The 18,383-nt window shown below is 58.4% G+C and carries 20 protein-coding genes; 13 read left to right on the top strand and 7 right to left on the bottom strand.

Features of this window, described 5'->3' with window-relative positions; genetic code table 11:
- The first annotated feature begins 240 nt into the window (after positions 1 to 240).
- A complete protein-coding gene (locus BUQ90_RS01095; RefSeq protein ID WP_074203324.1) occupies positions 241 to 1,329 on the top strand; it encodes an efflux RND transporter periplasmic adaptor subunit in 1,089 nt (362 codons plus the stop codon).
- Positions 1,326 to 4,442 (top strand): efflux RND transporter permease subunit, encoded by a 3,117-nt coding sequence (locus BUQ90_RS01090; protein WP_074203323.1) that lies wholly within the window; start codon positions 1,326 to 1,328, stop codon positions 4,440 to 4,442. Before BUQ90_RS01095 ends, BUQ90_RS01090 begins: the two co-directional genes overlap by 4 nt.
- A 336-nt stretch (positions 4,443 to 4,778) precedes the next feature.
- Here the strand turns inward: BUQ90_RS01090 and BUQ90_RS01085 are convergent, their stop codons facing one another.
- The gene (locus BUQ90_RS01085) at positions 4,779 to 5,366 is read right to left on the bottom strand and encodes a hypothetical protein (RefSeq protein ID WP_074204787.1); all 588 of its coding nucleotides are present in this window, start codon (positions 5,364 to 5,366) and stop codon (positions 4,779 to 4,781) included.
- A 136-nt stretch (positions 5,367 to 5,502) separates the two neighbouring features.
- Between BUQ90_RS01085 and BUQ90_RS01080 the strand changes: the two genes are divergently transcribed.
- The 5 genes from BUQ90_RS01080 (at position 5,503) to BUQ90_RS01060 (ending at position 9,852) form a co-directional block, all read left to right on the top strand.
- Positions 5,503 to 6,237: a TlyA family RNA methyltransferase gene (locus tag BUQ90_RS01080; protein ID WP_074204786.1), complete on the top strand. Its 735-nt coding sequence runs from the start codon at positions 5,503 to 5,505 to the stop codon at positions 6,235 to 6,237.
- A 2-nt stretch (positions 6,238 to 6,239) separates the two neighbouring features.
- Positions 6,240 to 7,397 carry a mechanosensitive ion channel family protein gene (locus BUQ90_RS01075; RefSeq protein WP_084192411.1) on the top strand — a complete coding sequence of 386 codons (1,158 nt, stop codon included), beginning with the start codon at positions 6,240 to 6,242 and terminating at the stop codon, positions 7,395 to 7,397.
- Between the two features lie 141 nt (positions 7,398 to 7,538).
- Positions 7,539 to 8,717 (top strand): acetyl-CoA C-acyltransferase, encoded by a 1,179-nt coding sequence (locus BUQ90_RS01070; RefSeq protein WP_074203322.1) that lies wholly within the window; start codon positions 7,539 to 7,541, stop codon positions 8,715 to 8,717.
- Between the two features lie 73 nt (positions 8,718 to 8,790).
- Positions 8,791 to 9,084 (top strand): putative quinol monooxygenase, encoded by a 294-nt coding sequence (locus tag BUQ90_RS01065; protein WP_074203321.1) that lies wholly within the window; start codon positions 8,791 to 8,793, stop codon positions 9,082 to 9,084.
- 162 nt (positions 9,085 to 9,246) lie between these two features.
- The gene (locus tag BUQ90_RS01060) at positions 9,247 to 9,852 is read left to right on the top strand and encodes a PilZ domain-containing protein (protein ID WP_074203320.1); all 606 of its coding nucleotides are present in this window, start codon (positions 9,247 to 9,249) and stop codon (positions 9,850 to 9,852) included.
- Between the two features lie 43 nt (positions 9,853 to 9,895).
- On the opposite strand, the gene BUQ90_RS01055 is transcribed toward BUQ90_RS01060, so the two are convergent.
- The gene (locus BUQ90_RS01055; protein ID WP_074204784.1) at positions 9,896 to 11,308 is read right to left on the bottom strand and encodes a putative O-glycosylation ligase, exosortase A system-associated; all 1,413 of its coding nucleotides are present in this window, start codon (positions 11,306 to 11,308) and stop codon (positions 9,896 to 9,898) included.
- Positions 11,301 to 11,474 carry a hypothetical protein gene (locus BUQ90_RS17745; protein ID WP_204244721.1) on the bottom strand — a complete coding sequence of 58 codons (174 nt, stop codon included), beginning with the start codon at positions 11,472 to 11,474 and terminating at the stop codon, positions 11,301 to 11,303. Before BUQ90_RS17745 ends, BUQ90_RS01055 begins: the two co-directional genes overlap by 8 nt.
- 122 nt (positions 11,475 to 11,596) lie before the next feature.
- Here BUQ90_RS17745 and BUQ90_RS01050 point away from each other — a divergent pair, with 122 nt between their 5' ends.
- Together BUQ90_RS01050 and BUQ90_RS01045 are read left to right on the top strand one after the other, a co-directional pair.
- Positions 11,597 to 12,829 (top strand): TIGR04063 family PEP-CTERM/XrtA system glycosyltransferase, encoded by a 1,233-nt coding sequence (locus BUQ90_RS01050; RefSeq protein ID WP_074203319.1) that lies wholly within the window; start codon positions 11,597 to 11,599, stop codon positions 12,827 to 12,829.
- A 36-nt stretch (positions 12,830 to 12,865) separates the two neighbouring features.
- Positions 12,866 to 13,891 (top strand): hypothetical protein, encoded by a 1,026-nt coding sequence (locus tag BUQ90_RS01045; protein WP_143182681.1) that lies wholly within the window; start codon positions 12,866 to 12,868, stop codon positions 13,889 to 13,891.
- On the opposite strand, the gene BUQ90_RS01040 is transcribed toward BUQ90_RS01045, so the two are convergent.
- Positions 13,882 to 14,226 carry a hypothetical protein gene (locus tag BUQ90_RS01040; protein WP_074203317.1) on the bottom strand — a complete coding sequence of 115 codons (345 nt, stop codon included), beginning with the start codon at positions 14,224 to 14,226 and terminating at the stop codon, positions 13,882 to 13,884. The genes BUQ90_RS01045 and BUQ90_RS01040 overlap by 10 nt on opposite strands.
- Positions 14,216 to 14,404: a hypothetical protein gene (locus BUQ90_RS01035; RefSeq protein ID WP_074203316.1), complete on the bottom strand. Its 189-nt coding sequence runs from the start codon at positions 14,402 to 14,404 to the stop codon at positions 14,216 to 14,218. The genes BUQ90_RS01040 and BUQ90_RS01035 overlap by 11 nt, the downstream gene beginning before the upstream one ends.
- Before the next feature lie 119 nt (positions 14,405 to 14,523).
- Here BUQ90_RS01035 and BUQ90_RS01030 point away from each other — a divergent pair, with 119 nt between their 5' ends.
- From BUQ90_RS01030 to BUQ90_RS01020, 3 genes are all read left to right on the top strand, one after another.
- Complete coding sequence (locus BUQ90_RS01030) at positions 14,524 to 15,195, top strand: S24 family peptidase (RefSeq protein ID WP_074203315.1); 672 nt, start codon at positions 14,524 to 14,526, stop codon at positions 15,193 to 15,195.
- A gap of 79 nt (positions 15,196 to 15,274) precedes the next feature.
- Positions 15,275 to 15,937, top strand: a complete 663-nt coding sequence (locus BUQ90_RS01025; RefSeq protein WP_275425804.1) for an MBL fold metallo-hydrolase — start codon at positions 15,275 to 15,277, stop codon at positions 15,935 to 15,937.
- Positions 15,938 to 15,949: 12 nt separating this feature from the next.
- Positions 15,950 to 16,645: a chromophore lyase CpcT/CpeT gene (locus BUQ90_RS01020; protein WP_074203314.1), complete on the top strand. Its 696-nt coding sequence runs from the start codon at positions 15,950 to 15,952 to the stop codon at positions 16,643 to 16,645.
- A gap of 63 nt (positions 16,646 to 16,708) precedes the next feature.
- On the opposite strand, the gene BUQ90_RS01015 is transcribed toward BUQ90_RS01020, so the two are convergent.
- Positions 16,709 to 17,500 carry a hypothetical protein gene (locus BUQ90_RS01015; RefSeq protein ID WP_074203313.1) on the bottom strand — a complete coding sequence of 264 codons (792 nt, stop codon included), beginning with the start codon at positions 17,498 to 17,500 and terminating at the stop codon, positions 16,709 to 16,711.
- Positions 17,501 to 17,514: 14 nt separating this feature from the next.
- Positions 17,515 to 17,973: an MAPEG family protein gene (locus tag BUQ90_RS01010; RefSeq protein WP_084192410.1), complete on the bottom strand. Its 459-nt coding sequence runs from the start codon at positions 17,971 to 17,973 to the stop codon at positions 17,515 to 17,517.
- A gap of 227 nt (positions 17,974 to 18,200) precedes the next feature.
- Between BUQ90_RS01010 and rpmF the strand changes: the two genes are divergently transcribed.
- Positions 18,201 to 18,380, top strand: a complete 180-nt coding sequence (gene rpmF / locus BUQ90_RS01005; RefSeq protein ID WP_074203312.1) for a 50S ribosomal protein L32 — start codon at positions 18,201 to 18,203, stop codon at positions 18,378 to 18,380.
- The last annotated feature ends 3 nt before the right edge of the window (positions 18,381 to 18,383 follow it).

Raw genomic sequence — 18,383 nt, 5'->3', positions numbered from 1 at the left:
ATCACGCACCAGCGGGAATCCAAATAAGACTTTCATCTTATCCATGGTAGCTGCGGGTTCTGGCAGTTCAGGCGGTCAACTATTCCTCGGGCGTGTCTGTTATCGACGATTTGCCTGTGCGTTCGGACATATTGTCTTGTATAGACAGAAAGTGAATGAGGTGGATGAAGAGATTGAGGCTATGCAGTTGTCAGTAACAAGACTGGGCTTCGTCAACGGAAAGACCGGACATCCTTGCCCATGAAATTTCGGACTCTGCTGCTGATCGGCCTGGTTCCTGCACTCGCGGCGTGCGGCAGCGCCGACGACCAGCGCGGCGGCCGGGGCGGAGCGCCCACGGTGGTTGGCGGCACCGTGACCCAGGCGGAATTTGTCAGTGACATTGAAGCGGTCGGCACGGCATTTGCCAATGAACAAACCATCCTGACCTCGCCCGTGACCGAAAAAATTGAACGCATCGCATTTTCGGATGGCGCAGTTGTCCGGCGCGGCTCCGTGATTGCGCAATTGTCGCGGGGTGAGGAGTCAGCCGATCTGAATGCTGTCGAGGCGCGCGCGGCCGAAGCGGACAAGCAGCTGGACCGGCTCGTTTCGCTGCAGAAACGCGGGTTCGCAACCAATGCCGCCGTGGACCAGCAGACCGCCTTGCGCGATGCGGCACGCGCCGATGCCAGCGCAATCCGCTCGCGGATATCCGATCGGGTCATTCGTGCGCCCTTTGACGGCGTGATCAGTTTGCGGACGGTTTCGCCGGGTACTGTCGTGACATCGGGCAGCCCGATTGCCACGATCAGCGACATTTCATCGATCAAGCTGGATTTCACCGTGCCGGAGAATTTTCTGACGGCGCTTGAGAAAGGTCAGGCCATTGAAGCCCGGACAGCGGCCTATCCTGACCGGAATTTTTACGGCACGATCGACAATATCAATCCGCTGGTCGATCCCCTGTCGCGCAGTCTGACAGTTCGGGCGATTCTGCCCAATGCCGCCCGGCAACTGCGCCCGGGCATGCTGATGACCGTGCGCATAGTTTCCGAGACGCGAACCGGTCTGGCGGTACCCGAATCCGCGCTGCTCGCCCAGGGCGATCAAAATTTTGTCTTTGTCGTTGATGACGAGGGCATTGCGCGGCGCACACCAATTGAGATTGGCTTGCGATCATCTGGTCTTGTCGAGGTTGTAAGCGGTGTGGCCCTGGGTTCGAAAATCGTGGCCGACGGGACCGTGAAGGTTCGTGACGATGCGCCGGTCAATGCGCTGTTGCCGGGCGAAAAACGCACCGGGAAAGCGGCTGCTCCGGCATCTGCAAACGGTCGGGCCGGTTCATGATATTGTCCGACATATCGGTCAAGCGACCGGTTTTCGCGGTCGTGCTCAGCCTGTTGCTGGTCCTGGCGGGCATTGTCGCCTTTATCGACCTCCCCGTCCGGCAGTATCCGGCAATCGAACCGCCGATCGTTTCGGTCGATGTCAACTATCCCGGTGCCGCAGCCAATGTGGTTGAATCGCGTATCACCCAGATCCTGGAGGACCGCATTGCCGGAGTGGAAGGGATTGAAATGATCCGCTCCTCGTCCCGCGACGGCCGCTCTGACATCACGATAGAATTCTCTCCCGACCGCGATGTGGATGCCGCGGCCAATGATGTCCGGGACCGGGTATCCGGGGCGCTCGATAATCTGCCCGAAGAATCCGATCCTCCCGAAATCAACAAGGTGGACGCGGACGCCCGGCCGTTCATGTGGCTCAACCTGACCGGCGAAGGGCGTGCGTCGCTGTGGCTGGCTGACTATGCCGACCGGGTTTTGGTGGATCGCTTCTCCTCGATCGACGGCGTGGCGCGGGTGCAACCGAGCGGTGCTTCGCGTCCGGCGATCCGGATCTGGCTGGATCGCGAAAAAATGGCGGCCTCCGCGATTTCTCCAAACGATATCGAGGCGGCATTGCGGCGTGAAAATGTGGAACTGCCGGCGGGACGGGTGGAATCTTCCGACCTCAATCTCACGGTGCGGGTGGCGCGGGCCTACGCCAATGTCGATGACTTTCGCGGACTGGTGATCCGGCGGACCGATGACGGCGCCTTGCTCCGTCTCGGCGACCTGGCGCGTGTCGAACTCGGCCCGGAAAATGTCTATGCCCATTTCCGGTCCAACGGGTTGCCGGGTGTCGGCATGGGCATCATTCGCCAGTCCGGTGCGAACGAACTGCAGGTCGCCAATGACATCAAGGACCGGATCAAGGAAGTAACACCGTTGTTGCCCAGCGGAGTCCAGCTGGCGGTGAGCTATGACAGCAGCGTGTTTATCGCCAAGGCGATCCAGAATGTCTGGCAGACTCTGGCATTCGCCGCGATACTGGTCATCACCGTCATCTACCTGTTTTTGGGCTCCGTACGCGCCACTGTCATTCCGGCCGTAACGGTTCCAATTGCCATTATCGGGACATTTTTCGTTCTGTGGCTGCTCGGACTGTCGATCAATCTGCTGACCCTGCTGGCGCTCGTCATGGCGATCGGACTGGTTGTGGATGATGCCATCGTGGTCCTCGAGAATATCTATACGCGGATCGAAAGAGGGGAAAGCCGACTGATCTCCGCTTTTGAAGGTGCGCGCCAGGTCGGATTTGCGGTCGTCGCCACAACGGCGGTGGTCGTCGCGGTTTTTGTACCCGTGATGTTTTTGCCAGGAGAAACCGGCCTGTTGTTCCGCGAACTCGCGATCACGATGATCGTGGCGGTTTCGATTTCCACTTTCACCGCACTGACGCTGATCCCGGTCATGTGTTCAAAAATCCTGCACAAAGGCGGAAGCGAAACCCGGCTCAGCCGGCTGGTGGACGACAGGTTTCAAAAAACCAGCACGCGCTACGAAAGCATCTTGTCACGCTGGATCCGCAAACCGCTGCTGCTCGGTGCCGGAGCCTTCGGCCTCGCTGCGATCTTTGCCGGCATCGGCATGCAGACCCTGAAAACCGAAGTGGCACCGCCGGAGGATACAGGCTTCATGTTTGGTCGCGCTGCACTGTCCGAAGGTGCCGGCTGGGATCGGCTGGTCAAGGTCATGCACGATCTTGAGGACCTGGCCTTGCCATTGACCGAGGAGGATGGCCCGCTGCGGCGGGTCCTGTTCCGTGCTCCGGCATCCTGGGGGCCATCCGGTGATTTTTCCGCGGGACGCATGATCATGTTTCTGAAACCCTGGGACGAACGCGACATGACGACGGCGGAAACGGTGGCGGCGGTGAACGGACTGTTCCGGGATTATCCCGCAGCCCGGGCCTTTGTTTCCGGCGGCTCGACAATCGGCGGGCGCGGCGGGGAAGCCATTCGCTTTGTCATTGCCGGTGACACATATGAAGAACTCACGCGCGCCCGCGATGCACTATTCGTTGCAGCTGACGAATATCCCGGAATCGCGACGCTTGAAAGCGACTACAAGGAAACCCGGCCGCAACTGGTTGTCAATGTGGATACCTTGCGTGCAGCAGATCTTGGGGTGTCGGTACAGGAGATCGGGCGGACACTGGAAACAATGATGGGATCCCGCAATGCCGGGACCTTTGTTGATCGCGGTGAAGAATATGATGTCGTCCTGCAGGCCGAGCCCGAAGACCGGGTGACGGCCGAAGATCTTGCCAATGTGTACGTTCGCGCGAGGGATGACAATCTGGTGCCGCTGTCGGGTCTGGTCAATTTGACCAGCCGGGCGGAAGCCGGAGAGCTTAACCGCTTCAACAAGCTCCGCGCCATCACGCTGGAGGGGACGGTCGCCGACGGCTATTCTCTCGGCGAAGCGCTGACCTTCCTCGAGGATGAAGCAGCGACGCTGCCCGAAGTGGTCTCGATCGGATATGAAGGACAAAGCCGTGCCCTCCGCCAGACCGGCGGATCGATCTGGCTGGTGCTCGGCTTCACGGTCATTCTGGTCTATCTGGTGCTCGCCGCGCAATTCGAGAGCTTTGTCAGTCCGCTGATCATTGTGCTGGGTGTCCCGCTGGCCGTCAGCGGAGGACTGCTCGGGCTGACCGTGATGGGAGGCACGCTCAATCTGTACAGCCAGATTGGCCTGGTCATGCTGGTTGGGCTTGCGGCGAAGAACGGCATATTGATTGTCGAATTTGCCAACCAGCTGCGCGACGAGGGTCTGGAGTTCGAAGCAGCGATACGGGAGTCTGCCAAACGCCGTTTCCGGCCGGTGTTGATGACCTCAATCGCTACCATTGCCGGAGCCTTGCCGCTCATGCTCGCAACCGGTGCGGGAGCGGCCAGTCGCGAAGCGATTGGAACAGTGATTGTCTGGGGCGTCGGAATTTCGACGGTGTTGACGCTTCTGGTGATTCCGGCCTTCTATTATTTGCTGGGCCGCAAGACGGGAAGCCCGCTGGCGGTCACCCGCCGCCTGAAGGAGCAGCGCCAGAGCAAGGATGTGGCCCTGAAAACCTGATCAATCGGTTCCAAAAATGCCGCCCCAATGAAAAGAGGCTGCCCGTCGTTTGACGGACAACCTCTGAACATGGGTCAGCGGTTGGAAGTGCCGCTGCCGGGTTGCCTGATGCCTAGATCAGATTTGCCCCCCGAACGGATTTTTCCGACCCCTGTGCTGAACCATGAGACATCGGACCACCTCCTTTCGCTTGTTGATAAGATACGAACTGTTGCATTGTATATACTCCGCTGTTCGATGTTTACAGGTGTGAATCATATCCTGCGGCCTAACAAGACTTGAAAAAATATAATTTGCTGTCACAATCGCGCGTTCCGGATTTCATCGCCTGACCAGTCAGGATGCGGACGTCCGGCAATCCTCCACAACCCGATGAAACTCCGGCCAGATCGGCAGCGCCAGCGACTGCAAACCGCTGGTTTCAACGGCAAAGCGGCCGCGTGAAAAGATGATGCGGTCCATCATGAAGTCCGACGGCTCGACGGAAATGGCGACATAAGGCAGCGGTCCACCGCTGTTGTTCGCCGGATAGGTCTGCAGGCCGGAACTGCCGCGCAATGTCATTTGCGCGCCATTGCCGGCAACTTCCCCGGCGCGGGACAGAAACAGTCGCGCCCGATTTTTGTCGCAGCGGATCATGAATGTGGCATCACTGCCCGGCTGTCCGAACAGGGCCAGTGATCCGCGGGCGTCCGTGCGATAGACCCAGCTGCCTTGCGAGAGGGGCCAGTCCCGCCAGTCTCCGGAACGAGGCTCGGGAGCGGGCGGAGCGGCCGGTGGGGGCGGTGCAGCAGCGGCCTGGGCCAAAGCTTCCGTAACCACCGGGGCCGCTTGCGAGGCCTGTGTTTCGGGCGGCGCAGCCGAACAGGCGGACAGTGCACTGAAAGCAAGCAGGGTCGTCGATACCGGGCGAACGATTCTCATGGATTGAAATATGGTCAAAAGCCCGGGCTTCGGCTAGTCCCTTTTTGCAATGACAGAAAACAAATCCCGTCCGGGCAAAACCGCACCACCTGCCATCCCAGGAGCGCACAAGACATCACGATTGCGGGTAGACCAGATGCTGGTCGAACGCGGCCTTGCCGAAAGTCGGGCGAAAGCCCAGGCCTATGTCATGGCCGGACTGGTCTCGGTGGCCGATCAAAAGGTTGACAAGCCGGGCCAGAAATTCCCGGCGGATGTCAAACTGGACCTCAAGGGCAAGGACCATCCCTGGGTTTCGCGCGGCGGGCTCAAACTGGATCATGCGCTGGATCATTTCGATCTCGACGTGACCGGAATGACGGCCCTGGATGTCGGCAGCAGTACTGGCGGTTTTACCGATGTGCTGCTGACCCGGGGTGCCGCCAGGGTTTACGCGGTTGACAGCGGGACCAACCAGCTCGCCTGGAAGCTGCGGCAGGATGACCGGGTCGTCGTTCATGAGCAGACCAGCGCCCGGATCCTGACGGATGCCCACATTCCCGAACCGGTGAATCTGATTGTCTGCGATGCCAGCTTTATTTCGCTGACCAAGGTCCTGGAGCGTCCCCTGACTTTTGCGGCAGACAATGCTGTGCTCGTCGCACTGATTAAGCCGCAGTTCGAAGCCGAAAGGCACGAGGTTGGCAAAGGCGGAGTCGTGCGCGATGGGGATGTGCACGCGAAAGTCTGTGCCAAGGTTGAGCAGTGGCTCGCCGCATCCGGCTGGACTGTGACGGGCCTGACGGAAAGTCCGATAACCGGTCCCAAAGGCAATGTGGAGTTTCTGATATCTGCCCGCTTGCCAAAATCTGGCGGAGCCCCTAGCGGATAGACATGACATCGGTAGTGGAAAACGGAATCGCATCACCGGTCACTCTGGCTGACGACGGCGGATTTGACATCGAGCAGTTCGGTCGGGAGAGCCTGGAATGGATTACCGGCCATTATGATCATCTGATCATTGCCGTCATCGTTGCGGTCTCGGTCTTTTTCATTCTGAGCGCAGTCAAACGGCGGCTCACAAAGCTTGCTGAGCAGCGAGGCGATGATGCAGGGGCGACATCGCTCGCCTTGCGCGTCATATCCCGGACCGGCGTGTTTTTCCTGCTGGCGCTGTCGATAGAGCTGGTGGCGGGACTGGCTGAAGCGCCAGATCAGCTGGCCAACATCATTGATCTGGTATTTTTCATATCTTTGGTGTTCCAGTCCGCTATCTGGCTGCGGGCGATCATATTGGGTCTGCTCGATCATCGCATCAACATGTCCGGCCGTGGTCAGGCGGAACTGCAAAATGCCCGGAGCCTGATCCGCTTGCTGGTCACCATCGCGCTGGCGGTGATCGCGGCGGTCATCATTCTCGACAATATCGGGGTCAATGTCACGGCGCTGGTTGCGGGTCTGGGTGTCGGAGGTATCGCCATCGGTCTTGCCGCCCAGGGGATCTTTTCCGATCTGTTTGCAGCGCTGTCGATCATATTCGACAAGCCGTTCCGCAAGGGGGATTCCATCCAGTTTGACGATTTTGACGGCGAGGTCGAGGCGACCGGGCTGAAGACAACCCGCCTGCGCAGCATCACCGGAGAACAGGTGATCATTTCAAATACCAATCTGCTGGACAAGCAGGTGCGCAATCTGACCGGCCTGCCTAAGAGGCGGATCCGGTTCCCGATTGGCGTGACCTACCAGACTACGCCGGAACAGCTGGACGCGATACCGGACATGTTCCGGGCCATTGTTGAAGACCATGGCTATCGCTATGTGCGTTGCGGTTTCATCGGCTTTGGCGACAGTTCACTGAACTTCCGGATGGAGTTTGAAATCTTCAGTTCCAAATGGGATGAGATTTTCTCCGGTCGGCATGCCATCGGACTGGCCATCGTCTCGCGTTTTGCAGCCGAGGGCATCGAGTTTGCCTATCCCACGCAGATGAACTTCACCGCGGCGCCGGACGGGACGGCAATCATGCCCTTTCCCGAACATGGTTCCGACTAGTCCGGCATCGGAAAAAAACTGCAAGCCGAGGGTGCCGTAACGTCACATCCAGTAGCAAAGAAAAACCTTGTCACGGGGCGACTGTGCGGGGACAATACGCGCCAATTTCGACTCTGAATTCATAACATAAAGGACATAATCATGCGTGATGCAGTCATCGTTTCCACTGCCCGGACCCCGATTGGCCGGGCCTATAAGGGCGCGTTCAACATGACCCTCGGGCCCACATTGGGCAGCTATGCCGCGAAGGAAGCGGTGGCCCGCGCGGGTATTGATCCGGGGACAATCGATGATGTCGTCTGGGGCAGCGCGCTCCAGCAGGGTTCACAGGGCACCAATCTCGCACGCCAGGTCGCATTGCGGGCCGGCTTCCCGATCGAAGTCGCCGGGATGACGGTGGATCGGCAATGCTCTTCTGGCCTGATGGCAATCGCCACGGCCCATGCCCAGGTCGTTGTAGATCGCATGGACGTGGTTGTCGGCGGTGGCCAGGATTCGATCTCTACGGTCCAGACCCCTGAAATGCGCGTGCAGCCGGACAAGGCCCTGGTTGCCATGCATGACGATATCTACATGCCAATGCTGCAGACTGCCGAAGTCGTGGGTGAGCGTTATGGTATCACCCGTGAACAATGCGATGAATATGCCCTGCAGTCCCAGCAACGGACGGCCGCCGCGCAGGAGGCCGGCAAATTTGATGACGAGATTTTCGAAGTCACCACCACAATGGGTGTGCAGGACAAGGAAACCAAGGAGATCTCCACCCACGAAGTCACGATCAGCAAGGACGAAGGCAATCGGCCTTCCACCACGCTGGAAGGTCTTCAAGGTCTCAAACCGGTTCTCGGTCCGGACAAGATCGTCACAGCGGGGAACGCGTCGCAACTGTCCGATGGCTCTTCGGCCAGCGTCGTGATGGAAGCCGGTGCTGCCGAAAAGGCCGGCCTTGATCCGCTGGGCCGCTTTGTCGGCATGGCGGTTGCCGGAACCAAGCCGGATGAAATGGGCATCGGCCCCGTCTTTGCCATTCCCAAACTGCTTGAACGGTTTAACCTGAAAATGGATGATATCGGACTGTGGGAACTGAACGAAGCATTCGCCGTGCAGGTCCTTTACTGCCAGCAGAAGCTGGGCATCCCGGACGAAATCCTGAACGTCAACGGGGGTTCGATCTCGATCGGACATCCCTATGGCATGACGGGCGCGCGCTGTACCGGTCACGCGCTGATCGAAGGCAAGCGTCGCGGCGCCAAATATGCCGTGGTCACCATGTGCATCGGTGGCGGTCAGGGCGCAGCGGGATTGTTCGAGATCCTCTGATCATCATAATATTTCGGAGGGCTGGCGGGAAATCGCCGGCCCTTTTTACTTATCGCAAACAAGGATATTTCTCATGGCAGCAGTAGGCCTCATCGCAACCCTGACCGTCGCCGAAGGCAAGAATGCCGATTTCGAAGCGGCTTTTTCCGAACTGATGGATGCCGTCCGTGCCAACGAGCCGGGCAATGAATTTTATTCGGTCTTCCGCAGCAAGGACAATCCGCAGGAATATAAAGTGCTCGAACGCTATGTCGATCAGGCAGCACTCGATGCCCATGGCCAGTCCGAGCATTTCAAGGCCAGCGGACCGAAGCTGGCCCCCTGCATGGCGGCTGCGCCGGTTATTGAAAGGCTCGACGGCATCTAGTCCTGTTCCTCAACGACTGCGGATGCAGGGCGGGGCGGTATTTGCATCGTTACAGCCGCCCCATTTTGGGCGATTTAAGTCAAGCCGAAATTAACGATTTTTTACGGTTCACGGTCTTATGGTCATGCGTGTGGGGACATTGTTGGTCAAAAATGGGCATATATGCAGAACAATTCTATCCACCACGCGCACAATGAGCCGACAGGCGACAACCGCGCTGCACCTCGTCAGAAACTGCTGTTGCGAACCGGAAAACTGGTCGCGGAAGACCGGGAACTGATCTGCGTCGTTCGCGACGTTTCGGTCACGGGTCTCAAGGTCAAGCTGTTTCAGCCGATCCCGCATATCAACCAGTGCGAGCTGGAATTTGCCAACGGCTCGCGTTTCCCGATTCGCAAGGTCTGGGAAGAAGGTGGCCATGCCGGCTTCACTTTCACGGAAGACGTGGATCTGGCCGAAATTGTCAGCCTGTCCTTTGACAATTTTCCCAAACGCTCCCTGCGCATCAATATCGGATTCAACGCCCGGATCAGCTCCGGCCGGTCCGCGCTTGCTGCGCAGTTGCTCAATATCTCGCAAAGCGGCATCTGCATTGCCTGCGATGGCGAGTTGCCGAAGGGCGAAAAGCTGTTCATCCGGTGCGGGGAACTGCCTCCGTTAAACGGCCAGTTGCGCTGGTCGCGGAATGGCTATCACGGGATCATGCTGTCCCAGCCGCTCAGTCTGGAAGATCTGGCCAAATTCTCGGAACATCCGCGCAGCAACTGATTGCTTCGCATCGTTACCGACAGGGACAGCCGGTGCTGTCGTTCTAACCCTTGACCCGTGCCCCTTGGCTCCCGAGCTGTTCCGGCTTGGCCGTTAGCGACAGATTCTGGACAATCGGCTGCCATTTGGCTTCGGCCCGCCGGCGGGCGAGATAGGTATCCAGACCGATCTGCAGCGCGACCAGCATGTAGATGAACGGCTGATAGGCGACCCCGACAAACAGGGCGCCGGTCAGATAGATGATATGCCCGTTCTGCAGGGCGAGGGCGAGCGGAGCGACCCATTGCTCGCTGTCCTTCTTTGACTTCAGGTAGCGCCGGCGCAGGACTTCCATCCGCCAGACACCACCAACATGGATAAACAGCCACAGGGCGAGGCCCGGGAAACCCTGTTCGCCAAGCATCTCGAAATAGCTGCTGTGAAACGCGCGGCTCTCGTCAACAATTTCGACGGGGCCGTCATCTTCCAGTTCATAGGGCAACTCTTCCTCTTCCTGGCTGTCATCTTCTGCCAGTTCATAGGTGAGCTTGTTGATACGATAGACATCGAAGCCGCCGCCAAACGGATTCTGCTTGGCATATTCCCAGGTCCACTCCCACACGGCAATGCGTGTAGAGGCGGATTCATCTGCCTTGTAGTTCTGGATCGTTGACATCCGGTCGGTAAAGCTTTGCGGCAAGAACGGGATCGCCATCAGGCCCAGCGTGACAGCCATGCCGGCATAGACAAAGCGGTAGCGGGCAAAGCGCAACTGGAGCACGGCGAGGACGGCGATACAAACCAGTCCGGTGCGGGCCTGGGTTCCGATCGGAATCAGCAGGGCCGCAAAAACCAGGGCATAGCTGAACAATTTCACGCGCCAGTCGGGCGGGAAGATGGTGCCGTGCCTGGCCAGCCACAGGATCAGCGGAATGATGCAGATGGCCACCATGGATATGATTGAGCCTTCATAAAGACCCGCATTGTCATCAATGAGCAGCACAAGCACCCCGTAGCCGCCACCGGAGGCAAGGGTCTTGATTCCGCCGGTTATGATCAGCGCTGCCGCGCAGAGCACCATGAAAAGAGCCAGTGCTTCCAGCCGGAGCCTGGTTTTCAGCGTGAGTGGCAGGAAGATTGCGAAGATCATCGCTTTCCAGACCCAGTCCCATTTCGCCCAGGCCGCCTCCGGGACGGCAGCCTGCAAGGTCGTGTAGCCGCAATAGATCAGCAACAGCACCATCGCGCCCTGACGAACGGAGAAGCGGCTGTCCTTCTTGTCGTCAGCGACCATATAGCCCAGAAACGCCATCGCGAAGACGATCAGCGACACCGGCACCGAATTGAGCATGAAATAGCTCAGCCGCTGCGGTGCGACGATATCGACATAAGCATAGATCAGGGTGAACAGGAACGGCCGCTTGAATGCGATCAGCAGCAGCACCACCAGATATCCGACAAAGACGAGATCACGCATCGGCATCATCCTGCCACGAACCGGCCTTGCCGCCAGTCGCGAACCCGCTGGGCTCGGGGTCACGTTCGGGCGGGTCCTCGACGTCGAGATCGGGACGATGGATCAATCGCCAGGCCGCGATCAGCAGCAGGCCATGTGTCAGTGCGATTGAAAAATTGTCGATCATTCGGCGTTCCGGGCTTTCCCGTTGGGATCACAAACAGAGCAGACAAATGTCCGCACATATCAGCCGCGATACAGGCTTTGGGTTGACGGGACGTTAATCCTTTTCGGGCACAGAATTGCGCCATGACCCGCATCCTGCACGTTCTTGATCACAGTTTGCCGCTGCACAGCGGTTATTGTTTCCGCACGCGCGCGATCATGAAGTCCCAGCTCGCCGGTGGCCTGGATGTCGCCGGTGTGACGGGAGTCCGGCAGGATCAGCACGGGTTCGAGGCCAGTGGACCACTGGAAGAAGTCGAAGGCCTGTCCTTTTTCCGCACGCTGGCAGATGTTCATGGCCCGTCGCCGATCCGTGAATGGCGTGAAATTTCGGTCTTTGCGGAGCGCATTGCCGAAGTCGTCGAGCAATGGCAGCCCGATGTCCTGCACGCCCATTCTCCGGTTCTGAACGGCCTGGCCGCGCTGCGCGTGGCGCAGCGGACCGGCCTGCCACTTCTCTATGAGATTCGGGCCTTCTGGGAAGATGCGGCGGTCGGCAACGGAACCGGCCGCGAGGGCAGTCCCCGCTACTGGCTGACGCGTCAGCTGGAAAATCACGTGATCCAGTCTGCCGATGCGATTGCCGTAATTTGCGAGGGGCTGAAAAACGACCTCATCCGTCGCGGTACCGCAAGCGAAAAGATCACCATCTCGCCCAATGGCGTGGACCTGTCACTATTTGGCCAGCTGCCGGAAAAAGACGCCGGACTGTCTGCCGAGCTTGGTCTTGAGGGCAAGACAGTGTTGGGTTTCATCGGCAGTTTTTACGATTATGAGGGCATTGACGACCTGATCACCGCGATGCCCACTTTACTGGCGAAGTGTCCGGAGGCTCGCCTGCTGCTGGTCGGGGGCGGCCCGATGGAGAAGCAGCTCAAGGCGCAGGTGGCCGATTCCGCGGCAGCGTCCGCGATCAGCTTTGTTGGCCGGGTGCCGCACGAGGAAGTGGATCGCTATTACGGGCTGATGGATATCATGGTCTATCCGCGCAAATCGATGCGGCTGACCGACCTGGTGACACCGCTGAAACCACTGGAAGCCATGGCGCAGGGGCGGCTGGTTGCCGCTTCGGATGTTGGCGGACACAGGGAGCTGATTGCGGACGGACAAACCGGGCTGCTGTTTCCCGCGGGAAATCCGGAAAAAACCGCCAAAAAACTGGCCGATTTGATCAATTCGCGGGCACAATGGGATCAAATTATTGAAAATGGACGGAAATTTGTTGCGGCAGATCGTAACTGGTCGTCAAACATTTTGCGTTACAATCCTGTTTACCAAAAGCTGATTGCCAGCCGGACGCTGGTGCAGGCAGCCTGATCGACCCTTGTGGCAAGGGTTGTGGTGGAGACAATTGTGGAAGAGTTTGAACAGAATTACCTGCGTTTCAAAGACCCCGCTCTGGCGGTGGTTGGCGGCATTGGTGCGGCCCTCGTCATTGCCACGCTGCCACATGTGTATCTTGAAAATATTGTCGGCCTGACCGGCCTTTCCGAAATCGTTCCGGTGGCGGCACCGCCCCTGGGAAACACGGCGCGGAGCCTGATCGCGATCGCAGCGGGTCTGGTCTCGGCCTCCGCCATTTACTTCATTCTTAATCGCAAGGGGGACCCGGACATGGGTGTTGCACTTAGAGAACAGATTATTGCCAGCGAAGCCGAACAGGCTGAGCGGGAGCTGGAAGCAGAGGCCGGAAAAAGCCGTTTCACCATGCCGAAACTGGCGTTCAATGCCAAATCCCTGACCCGGTTTCTGAAGAAGCCGAAAAAGAAGCCGGCCGAGAAAAAGGTCATGGACCTCGCCGATCTTCCGATGCTGCGGGAAGGGGATCGCCATCCCGACGCGCCAGCGCGCCGCCCGATATTTGCCGATTCCGATCTCGGTACGCCATTGGCGTCCGAAATCCCGCAATTTGAACAGGAAGCGCCTGTTCCGGAACCGGCACCAGTCATGGAGCAGGTCGCTGCGGCCATGCCTGCCGTCGCAAGCGAGGTGGAAGAGCCGCTGGAACTGCAGGAGCCCCTTGAGCCGCAAGTGGCGGCGGAACCCGTGACTGAAGCGGTGGAAGCACAGCCGGAAGATCTGTCCGGACTGTCGGTTTCGCAACTGGCGGACCGACTGGAATTCAGCCTGCGCCGCCTGAAGCAGCTCGAGATTGCCAGCCGCAGTGTGGAATCTGTTGTTGCCGCAAAAGAAGCTGCCGAACCGGTAGCGCCAACGGCAGAAGCCACAGCCCCGGCGCCTGCGGTCGAAGCCGCCGTGCCGGCCCTGAAATCCGTGGACACGGTTCCGGCACCTGACCGGAACCCCCGGCAGGCAGATATGGACGCTGCACTGAAAGCCGCGCTGGGTACGCTGGAGCGGATGACCGCTCAGCGCTGATCTACAGGGTCAACAATCACCAGGATTTCCACCTGACAGTGTTGTCGGGGTGTCGGTGACGCCGGTGTGACGAGCAGGTCAGCAACAAAATGGCCATCCAGGTCGAAATCATGATCGGCCAGCGCCTGCTCGTTTTTGCCGAAGATGTCTTTGTTCGGCCGCCCAGCCAGACTGAGTTCAAAACTGTATCGTGTGCCGGAGAAAGTAATGCTGGCCCAGGGCCGCTCGCGGACGAGCCGGATCCGGCAATCCGGATGCGCGTGCCTCCGGAGTCCGGCCAGCAGATGGTCAACCAGCCTGTCCCGGGCAGGACGAAGTGATGATCTAGCACGCATTGTCGCTGCGCCATTTGTTCATGAAATGTTCTACTCTCTGCGATACCTCGGAACCCGGTTGGCGGCCATTGCGAAGGTCTTCGACAAAGCGGGGATCGCGTACCGACAGCCGCCCGAACCTGGTCCATGGCATGTCGGTTTCACGCAGGAATTTCTCGATCTCTCTCAGCAGGTGCATCATCATTCTCCTTTCTGCAGCTTCGGTCTGGTCTTTCGACTCGACCGGATAGGGAAAATCCTGTCTGATTTGTAATTTCCTACTTGTCTAGGAAAAATCCTACTGCTAGGATTGATGTCATGACAACCGATCCTGCCATTGCCGACCCGCGTGCCCGGCTAGATCAGCTGATCCGGTCCCAGGGAGATGACTATGCATCCATGTCCCGGTTTCTGGGCAAGAACCCGGCTTATGTGCAGCAGTTCATCAAGCGGGGGACGCCGCGCCGGCTGGCCGAGGATGATCGGCGCAAGCTGGCGGCCTATTACCGGATTTCCGAAACCGAGCTTGGCGGGCCTGTACCTGCTGCGCAAAGCCGGGTGCCGCGCGACGGCAAGGCGGGGTTGGTGCGCATTCCGCAACTGCAGGTCGCCGCATCGGCCGGTCCCGGTGCGCTGGCGGAAGAGGATCGACTGGACGGCAATATGGGCTTTGGCCCGGAATGGCTGAAAAAGTTAAGCGTCGATCCCGCAAAACTGTCGATCATCCGGGTCGACGGTGATTCCATGGATCCGACATTATGTGATGGTGACGACATCATGGTCGACCACCGCGCCGCCGAATTGCCCCTGCGGGATGGAATATATGTGCTGCGGATGGATGATGTCCTGCTGGTCAAGCGCATCGCGCTGCGGCCGGGCGGCCGTCTGTCGATCCGCAGCGACAACAGTCAATATCCGGACTGGGAGGACGTTGAAGCGGCGGACACCCGGATTATCGGCCGCGTAATCTGGACCGGCCGGCGTCTTTGAACTGCTGCAGTCGAGCCTCCGTCGGGCCTGTCTTTTTCTAGGCTTGCATCTCCCGCATTCCCTCTCCAAATAGCTGTCCATGACAGAAGCTCCCTTGAAGGCCGTAATCATTCCGGTGACCCCGTTGCAGCAAAATTGCACGCTGCTCTGGTGCACGAAAACCAACAAGGCCGCATTGAGCGATCCGGGCGGCGATCTCCCGCGGCTCAAGGCGGCGGTCGAGGAACATGGCGTGGATCTGGAAAAGATCATCATCACCCATGGCCATCTGGATCATTGCGGTCAGGCGGGAATGCTGGCCGAGGAACTGGGCCTGCCGATCGAAGGGCCGCATGAGGATGACCGGTTCTGGATTGACCAGCTCGACGGAGATGGCGCCCGCTACGGCATGGAAGCCAAAAGCTTTGAACCCGATCGCTGGCTGAAGGATGGTGATCAGGTCACCGTCGGTGATCTGGTCCTTGATGTTGTGCATTGCCCCGGCCACACGCCCGGGCATGTGATTTTCTACCACGAGCCGTCGAAGCTGGCGGTGGTCGGTGATGTGATTTTCCAGGGATCCATCGGCCGAACCGATTTTCCCCGCGGAAATCATCAGGACCTGATCAATGCGATCACCCAGAAGCTCTGGCCGCTGGGCGATAATGTCACTTTCATTCCGGGACACGGCCCGACCAGCCAGTTTGGCTATGAGCGCAAGACCAATGCCTTTGTCGCCGACGATGTCCTGGCGGCGCGATAGCAGGCCAAGGGCATGAGCGGCAGCCTCATCCGGCTCCCGTTGCTGGGCTTGGTCGCGGTGTTTGCACTGACGGGCGGCCAGATTTCTGCGGAAAGTCCGCGCGCATCCGGCTTGCACTCCGATATGGAAGAACTGCTGCGCTGGTTCCCCGGGACCTATGACAATCACCGTCAGGTCTACCGTCAGGCAGTCGACAAGGTTGAACCGGAGCTCAGACAGCGACACACGAATCACGTTTTTTCGCCGCTCCGCATTACCGGCATTCCCGGTCGCACGCTCTATGCGCAGCAATATCAGCATTATGATCCAAAGGACCTCTATCGGCAGCGCATCTATTCCTTCGAGGTGGATGAGGCGGAACAGGCGGTGCGGCTCACAATCTATACGCCAAAGGATCCAGACCGCCTGACTGATGCGCATCTCGACCCGTCGAAGGTCATGGACATGACGGCAGACGATTTCATTCTGAAGCCGGGCTGTGAAGTCTACTGGAAACGCGCTGCTGAGCAATTTGAAGGCTATCTGAAGAAAAATGCGTGCAGCTACTATTCCACCAGCTTCGGCACGCGGGTGTTTCTGAACGAAACCCTGATCCTGCGCCCCGATGCGCTAATCCTGCATGACCGGGCCGTTGACGCAGAGGGCAATCTGATATTCGGTTCGGCCGACAAGGGACCGACGGTCAATCTCAAGATTTCCGGCGAGTAGTCCCGAAAACGCCTGCCAGCCGACATCATTGTTGCGGGTGATGTACTGGCGGCAGGATAAGCGTCAGTACTGCTCAAGATCGTATTCTGCGATTTCCTGCGCCACAGCATTTTTGTGGACATAAGCGGTCGCTTTTTTGAGGTCTTTGGCAAGATGGGGTTTCAAAAACGGCGCTGCCGCCATTGGGTCGCGCCCGGCGAGCGTTTCCCATATGGCGATTGCCGTCACGAGTCCGCGTTCGGTCAGATAACCCTGCCGTTCATATTGCCACCCTTGCTGATCAAAAGAGCTGTGACCCTCAAAATTCCAGGCACTATTTGCCATGAAAATGCCAAAACCCAGATAGACAGCAGTCAGGTCAGTCGTAAGCTCATGGATGTCCCAGCCGCCGGGAGGATCACTTTTTGCATTGGCCATCAAATAGTGGCTGAGTTCATGCGCAAATGTCGCAATGAGGCTTTCCGGGTTTGCCAAATGCCTGGGATTGTAACGAATCTCCGCGAGTTGCTCGCCAGTGGGGCCATTTTTGACAAGAAATTCGCCTGCAGGGGCATGATTCTCGTGCACCAGAGAAATGCCTGATGCGATATTGGCTTCCTTACTCGCTTCTCCAGCAAGGAGCCTTGTCGGCCATTCTGCCATGCCAGACAATGTCCTTACCTGATCGAAAATCTGTTGAGCCTTTTCCGCTGGTTCTCCACTGGTGGGTGGAAAATATTCAGCGGTGGGCAGGACCAGCACGTTGGTGGGGTTGCGTTCAATCCCGCCAAACTCGGCCAACAGCCACTTGAAGCTGGCCAATTGCCATTCCCACTCATCCTTGGAAAGCGGGCGCTTGGGTCCAAAAAGTGACACGGCGTTCTGCTTATCTAATCCTGCGAAAAAGCTGCCACGGATTCGGGGCCGGACACGTTCACAGCTTCAAATGTCAGATAGGGAATTGCAATGGCGTAGATCGCCAGTCCCAGCAGGGTGAGCATGGTGATAAGGGTGCCGATCATCCGGCCTTTGCCAAATTTGCCGTCATCCATGCCGATGCCATGGGCAACGCGCCCGAGGAGATACAAACCGGCAACAATCCACAGCCAGGTCGGGGATTCGCCACCGCCGTGAAGGCTGGCAAACTCGATGACACCAACCAGAATCAGGACCAGCGGTGCGCTTTCGCCGAAATTGGAATGGGCCCGCATCCGCCGGATGACTTTTTCGTTGCCGCCATCCCCGACGCTCACCTTTTCGCTGCTCCGGACCTGGCCCACGCGCACCATCAGCCAGATGTTGATCAGCGCGGCTGCCCCGGCAATTGTCAGTGTTATTGGCAAAACCATTTGCTTCCTCCCTTTTGTTCTGCTGTTCCTGTGCCATTATTCACACGCGCAACCAAGCACAATGCTTGCAACGGGCAGGAAAATCGTTATACGCGCCCTTTCGCGTGTAACTGGCTGTTTGCCGGGCGAGTGATTCTCTGCGAAAAACAGAGCGTGACTTGCCGGAAACCAGCATATGGCCTATTGCACAGTCACAAGATTTTGAAATTTGAAGAGCAGGCTTAGCAATGGCTGTCCCTAAAAGAAAAACCACGCCGTCCAAACGCGGAATGCGCCGTTCCCACGATGCTTTGAAGGTCGAAGCCTATCAGGAATGCCCGAATTGCGGTGAATTGAAGCGTCCTCATCACATGTGCGGCGCCTGTGGTCATTACAATGGTCGCGAAGTCTTGGCCGTCGATCTCTGATCG

Origin of the sequence: Parasphingorhabdus marina DSM 22363 (assembly GCF_900128895.1) — a bacterium.
Taxonomy (GTDB): domain Bacteria; phylum Pseudomonadota; class Alphaproteobacteria; order Sphingomonadales; family Sphingomonadaceae; genus Parasphingorhabdus; species Parasphingorhabdus marina.
Note: the sequence above shows the minus strand (reverse complement) of the source record. Positions and strands in the feature narration are given on the sequence as shown.